The following is an 18,792-nucleotide window of genomic DNA, read 5'->3' as shown; positions in this document are numbered from 1 at the left end:
GGTGGTGGCTACAGTCCCGCGCCGTGGGAGCCCCCGGAGCCGGCGGAACGGTGCCGGTGCTGCTGTACCACGCGGTCACCGACTCGCCGGGCCGGCACGTGGCGCCGTTCTCCGTCTCCCCGGCGGAGTTCGCGCGGCAGCTGGACCTCGTGCTCGACGCCGGCTACCGGTGCGTGACCGCCGGCGAGCTGGTGCGGTTGCGCGCGGAGCGGGCCGCCCCGGGGCGCCTGGCGGTGATCACCTTCGACGACGGCTACGCCGACTTCGCCACCGCGGCGCTGCCCGCGCTGCGCGCCCGGTCGCTGGTCAGCACCCTGTACGTCACCACCGGCTGGCTGGCCGGCGGCGGCGCCCGCGAGCCGGGGCCGTCGGACCCGATGCTGGCGTGGTCGCAGCTCCCGGAGCTCGAGGCCGCGGGCGTCGAGCTGGGCGCGCACAGCCACAGCCATCCGCAGCTGGACACGCTGGGCCGGGCGGCCCTGGACGAGGAGCTGCGGCGGCCCAAGCAGCTGCTCGAGGACGCGCTGGGGCACGAGGTGCCGGGCATGGCCTATCCGCACGGCTACTCCGGCCCGCGGGTGCGCCGGGCCACCCGGGCGGCCGGCTACGGCTCGGGCGCGGCCGTGCGCAACGCGTTGCACCGCCCGGACGACGACCCGTTCGCGGTCTCCCGGCTGATGCTGATGCGGGGGACGACGACGGAGCAGTTCGGCGCGTGGCTGGCCGGCGTGGACGGCCGGTCCGGCTCCCCGCTCGCGGGCTGGGCGACGGTGGGCTGGCGCGCCTACCGCAGGGGGCGCGCGCTCGTGCGGCGGCGGCCGGGCTCGGCCTACCGCTGACCCGGGGCCAGCTGCGCCCAGATCGCCGCCATGGCCTCGGCCACGACGTCGTCGACCGGCCGGGTGCCGTCCACGGCGAGGACGACGTCGGCTCCCGGTACCGGCCGGCGGCGGGCATCGGGCAGGACGACGAGCCGGCCCACCCGGCGGTGCAGCCGGACGGCGGCCGCGCGGCCGGGCCGGGCGCCGACGACCCGCCGGGGCCCGGGGAACCGCGCGCGCAGCGCCCGCGCGACCGGTGCGGCCCCGGGCCCGGTCACGGCGACGGTCAGCCCGGGCGGCGACCCCGGCACGGGCAGGTCGGTGCCCCGGGCGGTGAGCGTCCGGAGCCACGCCGTCCCGACGCCGAGGGGCGCCCGCCGGGTCCAGCGGCGGATCAGCGCCGCCGCGAGGCGGGCGAACTCGGCGTCCTGCGCCCGCGCGCAGACCTCCAGCGCCCGCCGGGGCCAGTGCCCGCCGAGGAGAGCGGCGAGGAAGACGGCGGTCGGGTCGGGAAGCCGGGCCCGGCCGGCGGCGGCGCGGACGCCGTCCCGCCGGGACGGCGCCAGCCGGCGCTTGTCCAGCAGCACGTGCAGCAGGAGGAACCACGCCTCGTCGCCGGGGTCGGGCCGCCACAGGCCGTCGACCCGTCGACGGCGGGCCAGGTAGCCGTCGGCCAGCGGGGTGCGCAGGTGCTGGAGGCGGCCGAAGTCCACGTCGGTGACCACGTCGAGGGTGATCCACAGCCCGGAGGCGGCGTCCCAGCGGAAGTAGAAGCGGTGCCGGCCGTGCCCGCGCACGCCCATCCGGCGCAGCCCGGCTCCGGTCAGGGCCGCGTCGAGCCGGTCGAGGCCGTCCCGCTGCACGAGCACGTCGACGTCGCCGGCGGGGTGGGCGAGCTCGTCCGCCCCGCGCAGCAGCACCCAGGTCAGCCCGGCCCGGTCCAGCGCCCGGAAGGCGCCGTCGACGACGGGGTGCACCCCGGTCGCCGGTGGGCCGTCGGCCATGCGTCTCCCTCCTCGCCGTGACGGACCGTAGGCGGGCCGGGACCGGAGCCCCGCAAATCTGGGCCGACCTGCGCGCGGAGGCCGAACCTTATTGACCCCGTGTTCCGGCGACCACTAGGAACCTCGCACGCGGCGCGGTCAGGGCGGTTCGAGCGGAACCGCCGGTTCGTGCTCGCGCGGAGCGGGGCGAGCCCGCGGTCGCGGGTCGCCCGACCGGCGCACGGCACGACCGACGGGGGGAACTCCCGGTGCGACCGACCCGAGCCCTCTCCCGCGCCGTGGGCCTGCTCCTGGCCGCGGTGGTCGTCCTCACCGGCTTCGTCCTGGGTGCCGGCGCGGCCGCGGCGGCCGACGGCGACGTCGGCTACCAGGGCCCCTCGTTCTCCGGCACGTCGGGCGCGCCGACCTCGGACAAGCCGCAGAGCAAGCTCTGGCACGTCCAGGGCATCTGGTTCGCGACGATGTTCGACACCGGATCCCAGGACTGGCACATCTTCCGGCTGGACCGCGGCACGCAGACCTGGGTGGACACCGGGGTGCCGGTCGACGACCGGGCGAACACGCTGTCCGACGCCCTCTGGGACGGTTCGCACCTGTACATCGCGTCCAACGTGGTCACCGTCTCGACGCTGTCCAACGCGGTGCCGTCGAAGCCGGACAGCCCGGCCCGGCTCTACCGCTACAGCTACGACAGCGCGGCGCAGACCTTCGCGCCCGACGCCGGCTTCCCCACGGTCATCACCACCTGGTCCAGCGAGTCGCTGACCATCGACAAGGACTCGACCGGCACGCTGTGGGCCACCTGGACGCAGGTCAGCGGCAGCTCCTCGGCGGGGTTCACCAACGCCGTGCACGTCAACTCCGCCACCGGCGAGGGGAGCACGTGGGGCGCGCCGTTCGTGCTCCCGGTGGCCGGCGCGGCGCCCTCGCCCGACGACATCTCCAGCATCGTCGCGTTCGGCGGGAACCGGATCGGCGTGCTCTGGAGCAACCAGCTGGACGAGACCGTCTACTGGGCGGTGCACGTCGACGGGCAGCCGGTGAGCTCCTGGCGCGGCAGCCCGGGCATCCGGGGCAACAGCGCGGCCGACGACCACCTGAACATCAAGTCGCTGGTGTCGGACCAGGCGGGGCGGGTCTACGCCGTCGTCAAGACCGCCGCCGACGAGGCCCCGGGCAGCCCCGGCTCGGCCGGGCAGATCCTGCTGCTGGTGTTCAAGCCGGGCACCGGGTCGTGGTCGGTGACGACGTTCGGCACCATCGACGACTGCCACACCCGCCCGCAGATCCTGCTCGACGAGGAGCACCAGCTCGTCTACGTGCTGGCCACCGCGCCGCTGTCGGGCTGCCCGTTCTCCGGGGCCGCGGGCAGCATCGTCATGAAGGCCGCGCCGATGGCCGCCCCGGTCTTCCCGGCCGGCCGCGGCGTGCCGATCATCACCGACGCGGGCAGCCCGAACGTCAACGACGTCACCACCACGAAGCAGGCGCTCACCAGCACCACCGGGCTGGTCGCCCTGGCCAGCAACACCGTCACCAAGCGGTACTGGCACGCCTTCGTCCCGCTGGACGGGCAGGTGCCGGCCGCGCCGACGGCGGCGTTCACCGCGTCGGCGGAGACCGGCCCGGCCCCGCTCGAGGTGCAGTTCACCGACACCTCCACCGGAGGCCCCTCGTCGTGGGCCTGGGACTTCGGGAACGGGCAGACGTCGGCCGAGCAGAACCCGACGCACGTGTTCGCCCTCCCGGGCACCTATCCGGTGACGCTGCGGGCCACGAACTCGGTGGGGGAGAGCGCGCCGGCGACGCGGACGGTGACGGTGACCGTCGCACCGACGACCGGGCCGACCGTGAGCGCCGGCCCGTCGGCGACCGCGGTGGCGGCGGACCCGGCGGCGGCGGTGCCCGTGCCGGTGCCGGCCGGGGTGCAGACCGGTGACCTGCTGGTGGCCCAGGTGACGGCGGACAACGCGCCGACGATGAGCGAGGTGCCGCCCGGCTGGACCCCGGTGCTTCCCCAGCTCAGCGTGGCCTCGGGCGCCCGGGTGTTCGTCTACTCCCACCTGGTGGGCGACGCCACGGCCGAGCCCGCCGCGTACCCGTTCACCCTCTCCGCCGCCCAGCGGTGGGGGGCCGTGGTGGGCTCGTTCCGGGGCGTGGACCCGGCGAACCCCTTCGACACGGCGGCGACCACGAAGACCGACGCCACCTACCGGGCGACCAGCCTGGCGGTGCCCGGCGTCTCGACGCTGAGCGACGGCGCCATGCTCGTCGGCGGGGTCGGCTTCGACAGCCGGACGGTCGCGGTGACGCCGCCGGCCGGGTGGGCGGAGATCGGGGAGAGCAGCACCGGTCAGGTCGCCGAGATGGCGGTGCAGGCCCGCCCGACGGCCGGGGCGACCGGCGTCGCGACCTGGTCGTTCGGCGCGGCCGCCGCCGGTGGCTGGCTGCGGGCGCTGCGCCCGGCGGGGGCCGGCCCGGCGCCGGTGGTGCCGACGGCGGCGTTCACCGCGTCGGCGGAGACCGGCCCGGCGCCGCTGGAGGTGCAGTTCACCGACACCTCGACCGGCGAGCCCACCGCCTGGGCGTGGGACTTCGGCGACGGCCAGACGTCGACCGAGCGGAACCCGGTGCACGTGTTCGGGCTGCCGGGCAGCTACCCGGTGACGCTGCGGGCGGCGAACGAGGTGGGCGACAGCGCACCGGTGACGCGGACCGTCACGGTCACTCCCGCGCCGACCACCGGGCCGACGGTCAGTGCGGGGCCGGCGGCGACGGCGGTCGCCGCCGTCGCGGCGGCGGGGGTGACCGTGCCGGTGCCCGCCGGGGTGCAGACCGGTGACCTGCTGGTCGCGCAGGTGACGGCGGACAACGCGCCGACCATGGCCGAGGTGCCCGCGGGCTGGACCCCGGTGCTCACCCAGCTGAACGTGACCTCCGGTGCGCGGGTCTTCGTCTACTCCCGCCCCGTGCCGGACGCCGCGGCCGAGCCGGCGTCGCACGCCTTCACCCTGTCCGCGGCCCAGCGGTGGGGCGTGGTGGTGGGCTCCTTCCGCGGCGTCGACCTCGCGAACCCCTTCGACACCGCCGCGACGACCAGGACCGACACCACCTACCGGGCCACGAGCCTGACGGTGCCGGGGGTCACGACCGTCGCCGGCGGGGCGATGCTGGTCGGCGGCGTCGGCTTCGACGCCAGGTCGGTGGCGGTCACCCCGCCGGCCGGATGGGCCGAGATCGGCGAGAGCACGAACGGTCAGGTCGCCGAGCTGGCGGTCCAGGCCCGCCCGACCGCCGGCCCGACCGGCGACGCCACCTGGTCGTTCGGCGCCGCCGCCGCGGGTGGCTGGCTGCGGGCGCTGCGCCCGGCCGGGGCCGGCCCGGCGCCGATGGCCCCGACGGCGGCGTTCACGGCGTCGGCGGAGACGGGGACGGCGCCGCTGGAGGTGCGGTTCACCGACACCTCGACCGGTGAGCCGACCGCGTGGGCGTGGGACTTCGGCGACGGCCGGACCTCGACCGACCAGAACCCGGTGCAGACCTTCGCCGCACCCGGTACCTACGCGGTGGCGCTGCGGGCCGCGAACGCGGTGGGGCAGAGCGCGCCGGCGACGCGGACGATCACGGTGACCGCGGCGCCCACCAGCGGCCCCACCGTCACGGCGGGGCCGGCGGCCACGGCGGTCGCGGCCGTCGCGGCGGCGGAGGTGACCGTGCCGGTGCCGGCGGGCGTGCAGACCGGTGACCTGCTGGTGGCCCAGGTGACGGCGGACAACGCGCCGACGATGAGCGCCGTCCCGCCGGGCTGGACGCCGGTGCTGACCCCGCTCGCCGTGACCTCGGGCGCCCGGGTGTTCGTCTACTCCTACGTGGTGGCCGACGCGGCCGCCGAGCCGGCGTCGCACGTCTTCACGCTGTCCGCCGCCCAGCGGTGGGGTGCGGTGGTGGGCTCCTTCCGCGGCGTCGATCCGGCGAACCCCTTCGACACCGCGGCGACCACGCGGACCGACACGACCTACCGGGCCACCGGCCTGACGGTGCCGGGGGTCACCACCGCCACCGCCGGGGCGATGCTGGTGGGCGGGGTCGGCTTCGACCACCGGACGGTGGCGGTGACCCCGCCGGCCGGATGGGCGGAGCTCGGCGAGAGCACGAACGGTCAGGTCGCCGAGCTGGCGGTGCAGGCCCGGCCCACGGCCGGGGCGACCGGAGACGCCACCTGGTCGTTCGGCACCGCCGCCGCCGCGGGCGGCTGGCTCCGGGCGCTCCGCCCGGCACCGGCGCCGTGAGGGGGCGTGGGGGAGGTGGGCCGCAGGTCACCTCCGGCCGGTGGAGCCCACCCTCCGCTGACGCAGCCGGCCGAGCAGGTACCCGGAGGCGGTGAGCGCGGTGCCCTCGACGATCGCCCACGCCCGCGCCGCCCCGGCCGGGTCCCCGCGGAGCACGTCGCGCAGGCCGCGGGCCACCCCGACCGGCAGCGTGCGGGTGACGTAGCGGCGCTCGGCCGCGAGCGCCGCGTCGGCGCCGGCGAGCTCGCTGACCGCGGCCTTGGACAGCCCCTCGGCGCGGCAGCGGAGCCGGAAGTAGCGGCGGGTCACCCGCTCGGGCGTGACGGTGTGCCGGCAGAGCGCCTGCGGCTCGACGAGGACGCGCCCGCCGGGGTGGAGCCGGCGGGCGCGGATGGCGAACTCGGTCTCCTCGCAGCCGGCGGCGTCCGAGCCGAGCCGGCCGATGCTGACCGTGAAGCCCCCGGCCGCCTCGAACACCTCCCGGCGGAAGCTCATGTTCGCCCCGATCGGGTTGCGCACCTCGGCCCGCTCGCGCGGCAGCCCCCGGTAGCTGCACCCCACCACCCAGAGGAACTCGTCGGGGAACCAGGCCGGCCGGGGCGCCCGCCACGCCGGCAGCACCCCGCCACCGACGCCCAGCACCGCCGCGTCGGTGTAGGCGGCGAGGAGGCGCTGCGCCCAGTGCTCGTCGGCGGAGGCGTCGTCGTCCAGGAAGGCCACGACGTCGCCCGTCGCGCGCTGCACGCCGGTGTTGCGGGCGCCGGAGAGGCCCTGCGGGCCGTCGCTGGCCACGCAGAGGACCTCGGGGAACGCCGCCCGGGCGCGCTCGAGCAGCTCGTCGTTGTGGTCGCTGACGAGCACCACCTGGTCGGGCCGGGAGGTCTGGCGGCGCAGGCTGTCGACGGCCGCGGTGATGTCGTCCCACCGGTCGAGGGTGTAGGCGCAGACGAGCACGGTGAGGGTGGGTGCGGGCCGGTCGACCGCGGGCCCGACCGCGGCGGCGCGCGGGGCGCTCATGCCGAGGGGCCCGGCGCGCGGCGGATACTGTGCTCGGGTCTGGTCGCACCCGGGCGGAGGCTCATCGCTGCGGTGGGCGGCCCCCCGTCGGAGATGCGGGGGTGAGCATGGCAGCCGCGGAGCCGAGGTCGCCGCGGGCCGGCGTGCGCCGGGCCCGCCGGGGGTGGGCTGGTCGGCATGACGGGGACGGTATCCACTGCGGTGGCCCCTCGGGGAAGCTCGGAACGCGGGAAAGGGCAGGGGGATGACGGACCGTCCGGAGCCGGCCGGCCGGCCGGAGGTGAGCCCGGAGCCGGCTGCCCCGGAGGAGCCGGTGGCCACCGGCAGCCGCTGCGCCTGCGGCCACGGCCGCCAGGCGCACGAGCACTACCGCCGCGGCTCGGACTGCGCGTTGTGCGACTGCCCTCGCTTCCGGTCGGGGAGGTCGTGGTTCAGGTGGCTCCGCTCCTGAGCCGGGTTCCCCGGGCACGGCTGCGGACGGCCGCGGCGGCGGCGAGGAGCAGGACGGCGACCAGGTAGGCGTCGTGCGGCACGCGGGCCGCGGTGTCGGCGACCGGCCACAGCAGCGGCACGCCGGGCCCGGTGGCCAGGTCGCGCACGAAGTGCAGCAGCACGCCGAGCGCCGCGCCCAGCAGGAGACGGCGCCGGTGGGGCACGGCCGCGGCCGCCGCTGCCAGCGCGGCGGCCAGCGCGAGGCTGTGCGTGGGTGGCCGGCCGCCGTCGACGGCGAACCCGGAGTCGGTCAGGTACAGCGGGACGTGGTCCACGTCGATCAGGACGGCGGCGACGAGGGCGGCGCGACCGGTGGACGTCGCCAGCAGGTCCCCCGGCAGCGCGGCCAGGGCGAGCCAGGCGGTGAGCAGGTGGGCCGGCTCGTCGAGCGCGCCCTCGACCACCAGCGGCCACGGGCCGCTCTGGTGGATGCGGTCGAGGACGAGCAGGACGGCGACCGCGACGAGCGGCACCGCCCAGTGCGGCCGGGCGAGCAGGCGGCGCAGCCTCGCGGTCACTCACGCAGTCTGCACGTCCGTGACGCTCAGTGACGGAACCGGGCCCACCGTGCCGACGTCCTCCAGTGCCGGCCGGGGCGCCGGAAGCGCCACCTCGGACACCGTGTTGCCGGAGAAGACGATGCGGCCGGCCGTTCCGACCCGGTTGACCCGCTCGATCACCAATGCGCGGAGAACGCGAAATCCGTCCCGCCAGGTGTTGAGGTTGCTCGTGCCGAAGATGCGGTTGTACTCGAAGCTCGGCACCTCGGCGATACGGAATCCCGCCTTGGCGACGCGGGTGTTGATGATCGTCTCGATCTCGAATCCGTCGCCCCAGAGCTTCACGTCGGACGATTCGCCGCCCGTCGTCAGTTCCAGGGCCGGCAGGCAGTGCACCCAGAATGCGTTGTAGCCGTAGCAGAGATCGGTGTAGCGGGTGCCGAAGAGCAGGTTCGCCGACCGGTTGAGCCAGCGGTTCCCCCACGCGCGGGTGCGGGTGATGTCGTCGCTGCCGCCGCCGGGGACGAAGCGCGATCCCTTGGCGTAGTCGGCGCCGGCCACCAGGGCGCTGACGAACCGCGAGATCTCGCGCGGGTCCGCCGACCCGTCGGCGTCGAGCATCACGACGACGTCGCCGGTGACGGCCGCGAAGCCGCAGGCCATGGCGTTGCCCTTGCCTCGCCGGTTCTGCAGGACGACGCGCACGTCGGGGCGCAGCTGCCGGGCGACCTCGACCGTGCCGTCGACGCTGCGGCCGTCGACCACGATGACCTCGTGCAGGCCCTCGGGCAGCAGGCCGAAGACGTGCGGCAGGTTCTTGGCCTCGTTGTAGGTGGGCACGACGACGCTCACCCGCGGCGTGCCGGGCGTCGCGGGGGAGCGGAGGGGCTGGCGCAGCGGCGTCAGGTGGGTCCGCGAGGTGTCGTCCATGGAATCCCTTTCGACGCCGCAGCCCGGGTCGGGCCATTCCTGCACATCTCCGAGCGGATGTGGCGATCGGCCGCGGATCCGGATCCGGCCGGCATTCAGCACGGCGCGGAAAATCGATTTCGCGCGCGACATCGGGGCGGCGGCGGACGCGATCCTCCCGTTCGCGGGACGAGTTCGTCGTAGCACCGTCGGCCTCTCGATCGAGTCCAAGCTCCGCTGGGTCCTGCTCCACGCACGTGGCATCGACCGGGTGAATTGCCGATTCCCCGCAGCCGAACGAGGGCTTCCTACCCGAGGTGAACACAGCGTGTCCACAGGTCGGAGTACGGGTTACATGCACATTGACGGCTGCGTGCGCCGGGGTGGAGCGGGATGAGAGTGTCGTCACCATGAGTGATCGGTTCGGGTGCTCCGGGCGGTCCCCGCAGCCGGATGCCCGGAGCGCTGACCTGCGCCTCGGCCGGTCGGCCGGCACCTCCGGGATGAGCGGCGCGCATCGTCGGCGTGGCGCTCCGTGGCCGGCGACACCCCTCGGCGCGGGTCGGTCGCCCGCCCCGGCGGAGCGCCTATCGTGGCCGGACCGCGCCGCGGCGCGGATGCTCAGGAGGCAGGAGGCGATCGCGACGGCGGCCGTCGGACGGGGGTGGCAGGACATGGTGCGCGAGGACGGCGGGCGCCCGGCGGGCGAGGACCGCGCGGCCGGCGCGGCACCGTGGCACCCCGCTGCCGGGCAGCCGCCGGGCGGGACGGTGCCCCCGCCCCTCTCGGGCACCGCGCCGGTCACCCCGCTGCCGAGCGTCGGCCCGCAGGCGTGGCTGGCGGAGGCCGTCCGGAGCACGCCGGACGCGGCGGAGGCCGGTGCGCAGCCCGCTGCGCCGCCGCCGGCGAGCCCACCGCCCTGGCCGACGCGGCAGCAGCCCGCCGCCGGGGCGCACCCGTGGCAGGAGCCCGCCGCCGGTGCGCACCCGTGGCAGCAACCCGCCGCGGAGCACCCGTGGCGCGCCCCGGCGGCGGCGCCGCCGGACATCGAGGGCGGGCGGAGGCGGCCGCTCGGCCTGGCCCTCGCCGGCGCGCTCGTCCTCGCCCTGGTGGTGATCGGCGGCCTCGCCCTGGCCGGCCAGTTGAGCTCGTCCACCGAGACCGCGACCGGGACCGGCACGCCGGCGGAGGTCGCGGCCGGCGATTCTGCCGACACCGCCGGCGCCGCCGGGCCCGTCCAGCCGGTGGCGGTGCGGGCGACCTGCCAGGCGCCACCGAGCGCCGACTCGACCGGCGCTCCGGTCACCTACGAGCCCGAGCTCACCCTGGACGGCGTCCCCGCCACCGCCTGGCGCTGCCCGGGCGCCGCCGTGGGGCAGCAGCTGGTCTACGACTTCGGTGCGCCGGTCACCCTGACGTCGGTCGGCCTGGTGCCGGGCTACGCGAAGGTGGACCCCGCCGACGGCTCGGACCGGTTCCTGGAGAACCGCACGGTCACGGAGGTCACCTGGCGGTTCGACGACGGTTCCATGCAGCGTCAGTCGATCCCGTCGCCGACGCCGGCGGCGGCGCAGCTGCAGCTCCCCGGAGGCGTGACCACCCAGCAGGTGGTCCTGGAGATCGCCGGCACCGGCAACGACGCCGCGATCCGCAACTTCACCGCCGTCAGCGACGTGCAGTTCACCGGGGACTGAGCCGGTGCCCTGCCGGGGCGGAGCGCATCGGCGTCCGCGGCAGCTGCAGACGTCGCCCGATCGGGTCGGCGGGAGCCGATGGGGGTCCGATCCGGGAGTGGAACCCATCCGTCCCAGTACCGTCATGCCCATGACGGGGACAGACCAGGCGGCGAACCGGACCACGCCCCGGCCGCCTGGTCGTCCGCTGCGCTACCGCGCCGACATCCAGGGGCTGCGCGCCGTCGCGGTGGGCCTGGTGGTCGCCGACCACATCCTCGGCTGGCCGCACGGCGGCTTCGTCGGCGTCGACGTCTTCTTCGTCATCTCCGGCTACCTGATCACCTCGCTGCTGCTCCGCGAGCTGCGGACGACGGGCACCGTCTCCTTCCGCGACTTCTACGTCCGGCGGGCCAAGCGGATCCTGCCCGCGGCGATGGTCGTGCTGGTGGTGACCGTGGCCATCGGGTACGTCGTCTGGTTCCTGCCGCGGGCGAACCAGAGCGCGCTCGACGCGCTGGCCGCGGCGCTGTTCGTGGAGAACTGGCACCTGGTGGCCGTCGGGAGCGACTACCTGCAGGCGTCGGGGCCGGTGTCGCCGGTGCAGCACTACTGGTCGCTGTCGATCGAGGAGCAGTTCTACGCGGTCTGGCCGCTGCTGCTGTTCGCCGCGTTCGGGCTGTTCGACCTGCGCCGCCGGCCGGGGCGGCTGCGGTGGCTGATCACCGCGGGGATCGTCCTGTCGCTGGCGTGGGCGGCGTACCGGACGAGCACCGCCCCCACCGCCGCCTACTTCGACACGTTCGCGCGGGCCGCCGAGCTGCTGTCCGGGGCGCTCGTCGCCGTCGTCGCCGGCCAGGTGGCCCTGGCCGACCGGTTCCGCGCCGGGCTCAGCGTCGCGGGGCTCGTGGTCGTCCTCGGCTCCGCCGTGGTCATCTCACCGACGTCGCCGTTCCCGTTCCCGTGGGTGCTGGCGCCGGTTCTCGGGACGGCGATGGTGCTGCTGGCCGATCCGCCCGCGTCGCCGGCCACCGTGCTGCTCACCAACCCGGTGGCGCAGCGCCTGGGCCAGTGGTCGTACTCGATCTACCTGTGGCACTTCCCGGTGGTCGTGTTCGGCGTCGTCCTCCTCGGGGGCTCCATCGGGGTCGAGCTGGGGCTGGTGGCCCTCACGCTGCTGCTGGCCGCCGCGTCGTACCGGTGGGTGGAGCGTCCGGTCCTGGCTCTCCGCTCCCGCCCGCGCTACACCTCGGGGTGGGAGCGACGCCGCGGCACGGGGGTCCTGCTGCCGGTCTCCCTGGCCGCGGTGCTGCTCGTGCTGGGCACCGCCCAGTTCTGGGCGCCGGCCTCGCTGCGGGGCGCCGGCACGCTCAGCGCGGATCCGGCGAGCTCGGGGGACCGCCCGCCCGCGGCGGTGCTCTCCGAGCGGGTGCAGGACGCCTTGGCGGCCGACTCCTGGCCGGCCGACCTCCGGCCCTCCTTCGACGAGCTGGGGCCCGAGCAGCAGGCGGTCGCGATGGGCACCGCCGCGCCGGGGTGCCGGAACATCGTGGGCGCCAGCGACGAGCCGCTGGTCTGCCAGAGCGGGCCGGAGGACGCGAGCAGGACGGCGCTCCTGGTCGGTGACTCGGTGGCGATGAGCTGGGCGCCCACGGTGAACGCGACGTTCGAGGGCGACGACTGGCAGGTGCTCGCGCTCGGCTACGCCAACTGCCCGTTCATCGACGTCGCCGTGGCCCCCGAGATCGAGGCACCCGGCTTCCCCGAGGAGTGCGCGGCCGCCCGCGACGGCACCCTGGAGTTCATCGAGGAGACCTCGCCGGAGGTGCTGGTCGTGTCGGCCGGGCAGGGCTACCTCGGCGACCTCGTCAGCGGTGCCGAGGGGGAGGACGTGCTCGACGAGTGGCAGCGCGGCCTCGAGTCGACCCTCGAGGCGGTGCAGCCCTACGTCGGCTCGGTGGTGGTGCTGAGCAATCCGCCGCTGGGTGCCGACCCCCGCGAGTGCGGCGTGCGCCTGGGCAGCCCGGACGACTGCGTCCGGGAGATGACCCGCGGCTACGTGGACAAGTCGGCGGCCGAGCGGGCCGCGGTCGAGGAGCTGCAGGCGGCCGGCGCGGACGTCACCTACGTGGACACCCGGGACCTGTTCTGCGCCGACGACCGCTGCCCCGCCTTCATCGGCTCCGTGCTGCTGCGCACCGACGAGACGCACCTGACGGCGGCGGCAGCCGAGCTGGTCACGGCCGCCATCCGGGACATGGTGCCGGCCCGCCTCACGTCGTGACCGCGACGACCCGGGACCGGTCGGCCGGCCCCCGCTGCCGGGCGGCGCTCAGCCGGCCAGGAAGTCGCGGACGGCGCCGGCGAGCGCGTCGGCCAACTCCCCGCGCCTCTCCTCGCCGGTGAGCAGCGCCGCGTCGTCGGCGTTGCGCAGGTTGCCCGCCTCGAGCAGCACCGCCGGCACGTCGGCCTGGTTCAGCGTGCCGAGGTCGTCCCGCTCGTCCAGTCCCGCCTGCCCGAGGTAGGTGGCCGGGGTCAGCCCGGCGGCGACCAGCGCGTCGCGAACCGTGGTCGCGGCCCGGGCGCTGTCGGCGGCGATGTCGTCGGTCCAGCCGGGCCTGCTCGCGGGGTGGATGACGTGGAAGCCGTGCGCGTCCGCCGCCGCGCCGTCGGCGTGCAGGGACAGCAGCAGGTGGGCGCCGGCGCGGTTGGCGATGCGGGCCCGTTCGTCGATGCAGGGCCCCCAGCCGGCGTCCTGGTCGCGGGTGAGGACGACGGTGGCGCCGAGGGCCTCCAGCCGCTCGCGGACATCGAGGGCCAGCTCCCAGTTGAGCGTCGCCTCCGGCACGCCGGCGTCGGTGGCGGTGCCGGTGGTGTTGCACTGCTTGGCGAAGCCGCCGGCGTCGACGGGGCGGCCGATCTCGTCGGGGTACCGGCCGTTGTCCCGGTTGTGGCCGGGATCGAGCGCGACGGTGCGGCCGGCCAGGGGCGGCGGCCCGGGTTCCGCGGCCGGCTCCGCGTCCGCTGCCGGCGCGCTCCGCTGCGGGCGGGGCGCGGACTCGGTGGCGGTGGGATCCCGCCCCGGCGCGGTCAGCGCCACGGCGACGGCGACGGCCAGTGCGGCGCAGACCGCGACCGCCACCAGCACTCGGCGCCGTCGTCCCCAGGTGCGACGAACCGCCGGCGCCATGAGGTCTCCTGGGAAGCGGCGGATCCGGACGAGCCGACCGGAGGGGGCCGGCACCAGTCTGCACGCCGTCCGGTCCGGGCCGCGCGGCCGGCGTCCAGGGGTGCGCTCGGGGGCCGGGACGACCCCTTCCGTCACACCGGGAACAGCGCGCACGGCAGCCCCGCGCGGCGGCGAGGGCCCCCCTACAGTCACAGGCGCTCGTCCGGCGACCACGGGGGTCATCTATGCGTCAGGTGCTGCGCACCGCTCTGGTCCTGCTCGCCCTGGTGGCGTTGGTGGGGCCGGGGCTGCCGGCGTCGGCGGCGACCGCGGACACCCTGTCGGCCGGCCAGCAGCTGACCGCCGGGCAGGGGCTGCGCTCGGCCTCGGGGGCGTACTCGCTGACGGTGCAGGGGGACGGGAACGCCGTCCTCTACGCATCCGGCGGGCGGCCGGTGTGGAACAGCGACACCTGGCGCTCGCCGGGGTCGCGGCTGGTGATGCAGACCGACGGCAACCTGGTGCTCTACAACCGCGCCGGCGCCTCGATCTGGCACAGCGCCACCTGGGGCCACGCGGGGGCGCGCGTGGTGCTGCACGACGACGGGAACCTGGTGCTCTACCGGTCCGACGGCCGGGTGCTGTGGAGCACCGGCCCCGACGTGGCGCCGGGCAGCGGCTCGCTGGGCTACACGCTGGGCAGCGGCCGGGTGCTCGTGGCCGGGCAGTCGCTGCGCTCGGGGGCGGCCTCCTACACGCTGGCGATGCAGTCCGATGGCAACCTGGTCACCTACGCCTCGGACATGCGGCCGGCCTGGAACACCGGCACCTGGTGGTCACCCGGCGCCAAGCTGGTGATGCAGACCGACGGCAACCTGGTGCTCTACTCCGCCTCGGGGGCGCCGCTGTGGCACAGCGGCACGTGGGGCAACCCGTACGCGCGGGCGGTGCTGTACGAGGACGGCCAGGTGGTGCTGCAGCGCCCCGACGGGCGGGCCTTCTGGAGCACCGGCGCCGACCGGGCCGGGCTGCCGATGGCGGTGAGCACCGGCAACGCCCGCCAGCTGGTGACGGTGACCGTGCCGCACGCCGGAGCGACCAGCGGCCGCCTGACCGCCTGGGAGAAGCGCGGCACGGGCTGGGTGGCGGTGCTCGGGCCGGTGACGGCGCAGGTGGGCGCCAGCGGCATCGGCACCGCCCGGGAGGGGGTCAGCCGCACCCCGGCGGGCACCTTCTCGCTCACCGAGAGCTTCGGCCGGCTGGCGAACCCGGGGACGGCGCTGCCGTACCGGGTGATCGACGGCTCGGACTGGTGGGTGTCGGACGTGAACAGCTCGCTGTACAACCAGTACGCGCGCTGCGCCCCCCGCACCTGCCCGTTCAACGAGGCGGCGGGGGAGCACCTCTACGCCCAGGGCTGGGCCTACAACCACGCGGTGGTCATCGACTACAACCGCGGCGGCACGCGGGGCGCGGGCTCGGCGTTCTTCCTGCACATGTCCAACGGGCAGCCCACCGCCGGGTGCGTGGCGATCGAGGGCGACCCGCTGGCCGCGCTGATGCGCTGGCTCGACCCGGCGGCCGCGCCGCTCATCTCCATCGGCGTCGGATAGCGCCACCGACGCCGCCCCGGGCTTTCTGGGTTGTGCGGCCGCCCCTCGGGGGGCACGCTCAGCAACCCAGGGGGTGCGGAGTGTCGTGGTGGTGGCTGCTGATCGCGTGGCTGCTCGTCGCCCCGGTAGGGGCCATCTGGCTCGGCTCCACGGCCGCGCGCGCCCGCCGGCGGGAACGCGCAGCGGAGGAGGAGCTCAGCACTGCCGACCCGGACCTCGACCGGCCCGGTAGAGCCGGCCCCGCAGCGGGCGCCTAGGCGGAGGTTCCGTCTCGCCTCGGCTGTGGCGTGCCCTATCGGCTGCTGAGCCAGTCAGAGCAGGCCGCTGGTGACCGTCTGCTGCCAGGACAGCTCGTCGATGACGGCGCGCTTCTCCACGTCGTCGAAGCGCACCTTCTTCCAGCGCTGGGCCTCGCCGCCGGAGGTCCCGTAGGTGCCGCTGCGGTGCCACTCGCCCTTGCGGGTCAGGAACCACGAGCGGCCGTGGAAGTCGGGGCCCTCGAACGCCCAGCCGGAGAGCCGGGTGAGGCCGGTGCGCCGGGTCTCGGGCCCGCCGGCGTAGGGGAGGAGGTAGAGGCAGGCGTCGGTGAACTGGGCCGGGTTCAGGCCGCGCAGCACGTGTACGGCCGAGCGGATCTCCTGCTCGGTGCGCGGCTCGGTGCGGACATAGAGCAGCCAGACGGCGTCCTCGTCGGCGAGCTCGAGCAGCGTGGTGCGCTGCCGGTGGCGCTCGGCCTCCGCGGCGGCGGCCTCTTCGGCGCGCCGCTTCTCCTCGGCGAGCGCGGCCGTACGGGCGCGCAGGCGCGCGTTGGCGAGGTCGCGGTCGCAGACCCGCCAGCCCTGCCAGAGGGCGGAGTGATCGGCGCAGACCATGCGGGTGCACTCGGTGCACTCACCGATCGCGGGATCACCGCAGCGGCACAGGGCCGGCCCGTTTTCGTCACGGGTCTGGATGTAGACGGTGCCGCAGCGGGCCGGTACCTCCGGTGCGGCGCTGATGGGCATGGCGGCGCCGACGCCGACGGGATCGGCGACCAGGGACGAAGCACGGACGACGGCGTCGCACCGCCAGTACCCGGGGAGGATCTGGGTGCGTGCGTCGGTCGCCCCACAGGAGGGACACGGCATGGCGGCAGCGTAAGAGCGAGGCGCAGCACCGAGGCCCCAGATCGCTCACGTGTCGGACACGCTAGGAATCGCACGCCACAGTCGCCACGGGGGTGTTGCGGGGGGCCATGGTGGGCGGCGCGTCGGGTCGGTCGATCGGGCTCGCGCTGGCGGTCAAGCTGACCAGCCGCGGCGGGCCGGTCTTCTACAAGCACGAGCGGATCGGCCTGGGCGGCAAGCCCTTCGAGGTCTACAGGTTCCGCAGCATGGTGCTCAACGCCGACAAGCTGGTCGACGCCCTCTTCGAGCAGAGCAATGAGGGCAACGACGTCCAGTTCAAGAGGAAGCGTGACCCGTGCGTCACCCGGGTCGGCGTGGTCATGCGCCGGTTCTCCCTCGACGAGCTGCCGCAGCTGTTCAACGTGCTCGACGGCAGCATGAGCCTGGTCGGCCCCCGGCCGCACGTCACCCGCGAGGTCGAGCAGTACGGCTTCGACATGCGTCGCCGCCTGCTCGTGAAGCCGGGCATCACCGGCCTGTGGCAGGTCAGCGGCCGCTCGGACCTCTCCTGGGACGACTCCGTGCGCATCGACGTCCGGTACGTCGAGAACTGGACGCTGACGTTCGACCTGATGATCCTCTGGAAGACCTTCGGCGCCGTGCTCCGCGGCTCCGGCGCCTACTGACCTCGGCGAGGGCTCTACGGCGTCAGCCGCGAGGGTGCTGCCCGGCGGCCACCGACGCCACGACCTCGGCGGGGATGAAGTCGGGCACCGGGCTCCCCGCCACCTGCTCGCGCTGGTCGGCGGTCCGGATCCCGCGGCCGAGGAGCACGCCGACGGGGAGTGCCAGAGCCACCCAGGCGGAGGCGACGAGCGCCAGCGTTGTCATGGCGCTAGTTCTACCGAGGGCTATCGGTTCGTGACGCTCCGGCGCGCAGACAGAACCTGCTGAAGGGAACATCCCGTCACTGGTCATCGTGGGCGGATCATGCCGGTCGGCGGCTGATCTGCACTCCGGTGGCTGCCGGCACAGTTCAGCGGGGGACCTCGGGCAGTGCGTCGTCGCCGAACTCGTCGGCGTTCTGGGCCAGCGAATCCGAGCGCAGGTAGCTCCACATCCGGTCGGCGGCCGTGTGGTCGAGGTAGACCACGCTCGCCGGGCCCTCCATGCCGGTGCCCAGCACGGGGGCGGTGAAGAACTCGATGTCGCTCGGCGTCACGTTGCGCAGCGAGTACGCCAGGCCCGCCAGATCGGCGTTGCTCAGCTCCTGGTCGACGCTCACGGCGCTGGTGACCGCCAGCATGGCGTCGTCGAGCTTCGCCGGGTTGGTGAAGGTCTCCGAGCTGAACAGCTTGCCGAACATGGCGCGCAGGTACTGCTGCTGGCGCTTCACCCGGTCGAAGTCGCCCCCGGTGAGGCCGTACCGCTGACCGAGGTACCAGCGGGCCTCGTCGCCGTCGAGGTGGTTCACCCCGGCCTCGAACGTGTAGGGCCCGTTGCTGGTGGTCTCCGCGACCGTCACGTCCACCCCGCCCAGGTCGTCGGTCACCTGGATCAGGCCCTCGAAGTCGATGGCCACGTAGTGGTCGATGCGCACGTCGGTCAGCTGCTCGACGGTCGCGATGAGCAGCGCCGGCCCGCCGTAGGCGTACGCGGCGTTGATCTTGTTCATGCCGTAGCCGGGGATGTCCACCCACGAGTCGCGGGGGATGGAGATCAGCTGGGCGTGCTGCCGGTCGGCGGCGAAGCGGGCGAGCATGATCGCGTCGGAGCGGCCGCCGGGGTCGACGCCCTGGGCGCCTTCGCTGCGGGTGTCGGAGCCGACCAGCAGGAAGGTGACCGGCTCCTCCGCCGCCTCCTGCACCGGCGTGGCCGGGGCCGGCCGGGCCTCCTGCGGCAGGTCGGCGAAGACGTCGGAGACGCGGGCGATGTTGCCGCCCCAGCGGTCGGTCAGGAACCACAGGCCGCCACCGACCACCGCCGCGAGCAGGGCCACGAGCACGCCGAGAACGATCAGCACCCGCCGCAGCCGGCGGCGGCGCGGTGGTGCGCCCTGGCCGCCGCGGTCTGCCGGCGCGTCATCGGTCCGGTCGAAGAAGGACGCGGTTCCGTCGGAGCCCACGGAGTTGCGCGCGTCCTCCGTGGACGCCGCTCGTCCGTCGCTGCTCATCCCGAGACCCCCGTCTGCCGCCGAAT

At 75.4% G+C, this 18,792-nt stretch carries 14 protein-coding genes; 6 read left to right on the top strand and 8 right to left on the bottom strand.

What is annotated here, in order from left to right:
• Positions 1–23 precede the first annotated feature (23 nt).
• Positions 24–839, top strand: a complete 816-nt coding sequence (locus BD833_RS12560) for a polysaccharide deacetylase family protein (protein ID WP_166533469.1) — start codon at positions 24–26, stop codon at positions 837–839.
• On the opposite strand, the gene BD833_RS12555 is transcribed toward BD833_RS12560, so the two are convergent.
• On the bottom strand, positions 830–1,825 hold the full coding sequence (locus BD833_RS12555; protein ID WP_166533468.1) for a nucleotidyltransferase family protein: 996 nt from the start codon (positions 1,823–1,825) through the stop codon (positions 830–832). The genes BD833_RS12560 and BD833_RS12555 overlap by 10 nt on opposite strands.
• Before the next feature lie 248 nt (positions 1,826–2,073).
• Here BD833_RS12555 and BD833_RS22735 point away from each other — a divergent pair, with 248 nt between their 5' ends.
• On the top strand, positions 2,074–6,114 hold the full coding sequence (locus tag BD833_RS22735) for a PKD domain-containing protein (RefSeq protein ID WP_208092627.1): 4,041 nt from the start codon (positions 2,074–2,076) through the stop codon (positions 6,112–6,114).
• Between the two features lie 27 nt (positions 6,115–6,141).
• Here the strand turns inward: BD833_RS22735 and BD833_RS12535 are convergent, their stop codons facing one another.
• The 3 genes from BD833_RS12535 to BD833_RS12525 all read right to left on the bottom strand — a co-directional run bounded on the left by BD833_RS12535 (position 6,142) and on the right by BD833_RS12525 (position 9,263).
• Positions 6,142–7,131 carry a glycosyltransferase family 2 protein gene (locus tag BD833_RS12535; protein ID WP_166533467.1) on the bottom strand — a complete coding sequence of 330 codons (990 nt, stop codon included), beginning with the start codon at positions 7,129–7,131 and terminating at the stop codon, positions 6,142–6,144.
• A gap of 431 nt (positions 7,132–7,562) precedes the next feature.
• Positions 7,563–8,141 (bottom strand): metal-dependent hydrolase, encoded by a 579-nt coding sequence (locus BD833_RS12530; protein WP_166533466.1) that lies wholly within the window; start codon positions 8,139–8,141, stop codon positions 7,563–7,565.
• Entirely contained in the window at positions 8,142–9,263 is a 1,122-nt protein-coding gene (locus BD833_RS12525) for a glycosyltransferase family 2 protein (protein ID WP_243737627.1), read from the bottom strand.
• Between the two features lie 443 nt (positions 9,264–9,706).
• Here BD833_RS12525 and BD833_RS12520 point away from each other — a divergent pair, with 443 nt between their 5' ends.
• Entirely contained in the window at positions 9,707–10,726 is a 1,020-nt protein-coding gene (locus BD833_RS12520) for a discoidin domain-containing protein (protein WP_166533465.1), read from the top strand.
• Positions 10,727–10,856: 130 nt separating this feature from the next.
• A complete protein-coding gene (locus BD833_RS12515) occupies positions 10,857–12,989 on the top strand; it encodes an acyltransferase family protein (protein ID WP_166533464.1) in 2,133 nt (710 codons plus the stop codon).
• Positions 12,990–13,037: 48 nt separating this feature from the next.
• Here the strand turns inward: BD833_RS12515 and BD833_RS12510 are convergent, their stop codons facing one another.
• The gene (locus BD833_RS12510) at positions 13,038–13,895 is read right to left on the bottom strand and encodes an N-acetylmuramoyl-L-alanine amidase (protein ID WP_166533463.1); all 858 of its coding nucleotides are present in this window, start codon (positions 13,893–13,895) and stop codon (positions 13,038–13,040) included.
• Between the two features lie 233 nt (positions 13,896–14,128).
• On the opposite strand from BD833_RS12510, the gene BD833_RS22730 reads away from it, so the two are divergent.
• Positions 14,129–15,487, top strand: coding sequence for a hypothetical protein (locus BD833_RS22730; protein WP_208092626.1), 1,359 nt, complete (start codon positions 14,129–14,131; stop codon positions 15,485–15,487).
• A 311-nt stretch (positions 15,488–15,798) separates the two neighbouring features.
• Here the strand turns inward: BD833_RS22730 and BD833_RS12500 are convergent, their stop codons facing one another.
• Positions 15,799–16,614, bottom strand: a complete 816-nt coding sequence (locus BD833_RS12500; RefSeq protein ID WP_166533462.1) for a hypothetical protein — start codon at positions 16,612–16,614, stop codon at positions 15,799–15,801.
• Positions 16,615–16,706: 92 nt separating this feature from the next.
• Between BD833_RS12500 and BD833_RS12495 the strand changes: the two genes are divergently transcribed.
• On the top strand, positions 16,707–17,279 hold the full coding sequence (locus tag BD833_RS12495; RefSeq protein WP_341770597.1) for a sugar transferase: 573 nt from the start codon (positions 16,707–16,709) through the stop codon (positions 17,277–17,279).
• A gap of 22 nt (positions 17,280–17,301) precedes the next feature.
• Here BD833_RS12495 and BD833_RS12490 read toward each other — a convergent pair whose 3' ends face one another.
• Both BD833_RS12490 and BD833_RS12485 read right to left on the bottom strand, forming a co-directional pair.
• The gene (locus BD833_RS12490) at positions 17,302–17,484 is read right to left on the bottom strand and encodes a hypothetical protein (protein ID WP_166533461.1); all 183 of its coding nucleotides are present in this window, start codon (positions 17,482–17,484) and stop codon (positions 17,302–17,304) included.
• A gap of 145 nt (positions 17,485–17,629) precedes the next feature.
• Positions 17,630–18,766 carry an LCP family protein gene (locus tag BD833_RS12485; RefSeq protein WP_243737626.1) on the bottom strand — a complete coding sequence of 379 codons (1,137 nt, stop codon included), beginning with the start codon at positions 18,764–18,766 and terminating at the stop codon, positions 17,630–17,632.
• Between the last annotated feature and the right edge of the window lie 26 nt (positions 18,767–18,792).

The organism is Blastococcus xanthinilyticus, from assembly GCF_008124835.1.
In the GTDB taxonomy this organism is placed as follows: Bacteria; Actinomycetota; Actinomycetes; order Mycobacteriales; family Geodermatophilaceae; genus Blastococcus; species Blastococcus xanthinilyticus.
The sequence above is the reverse complement of the archived record's forward strand: the minus strand, read 5'-3'. Positions and strand labels throughout refer to the sequence as shown.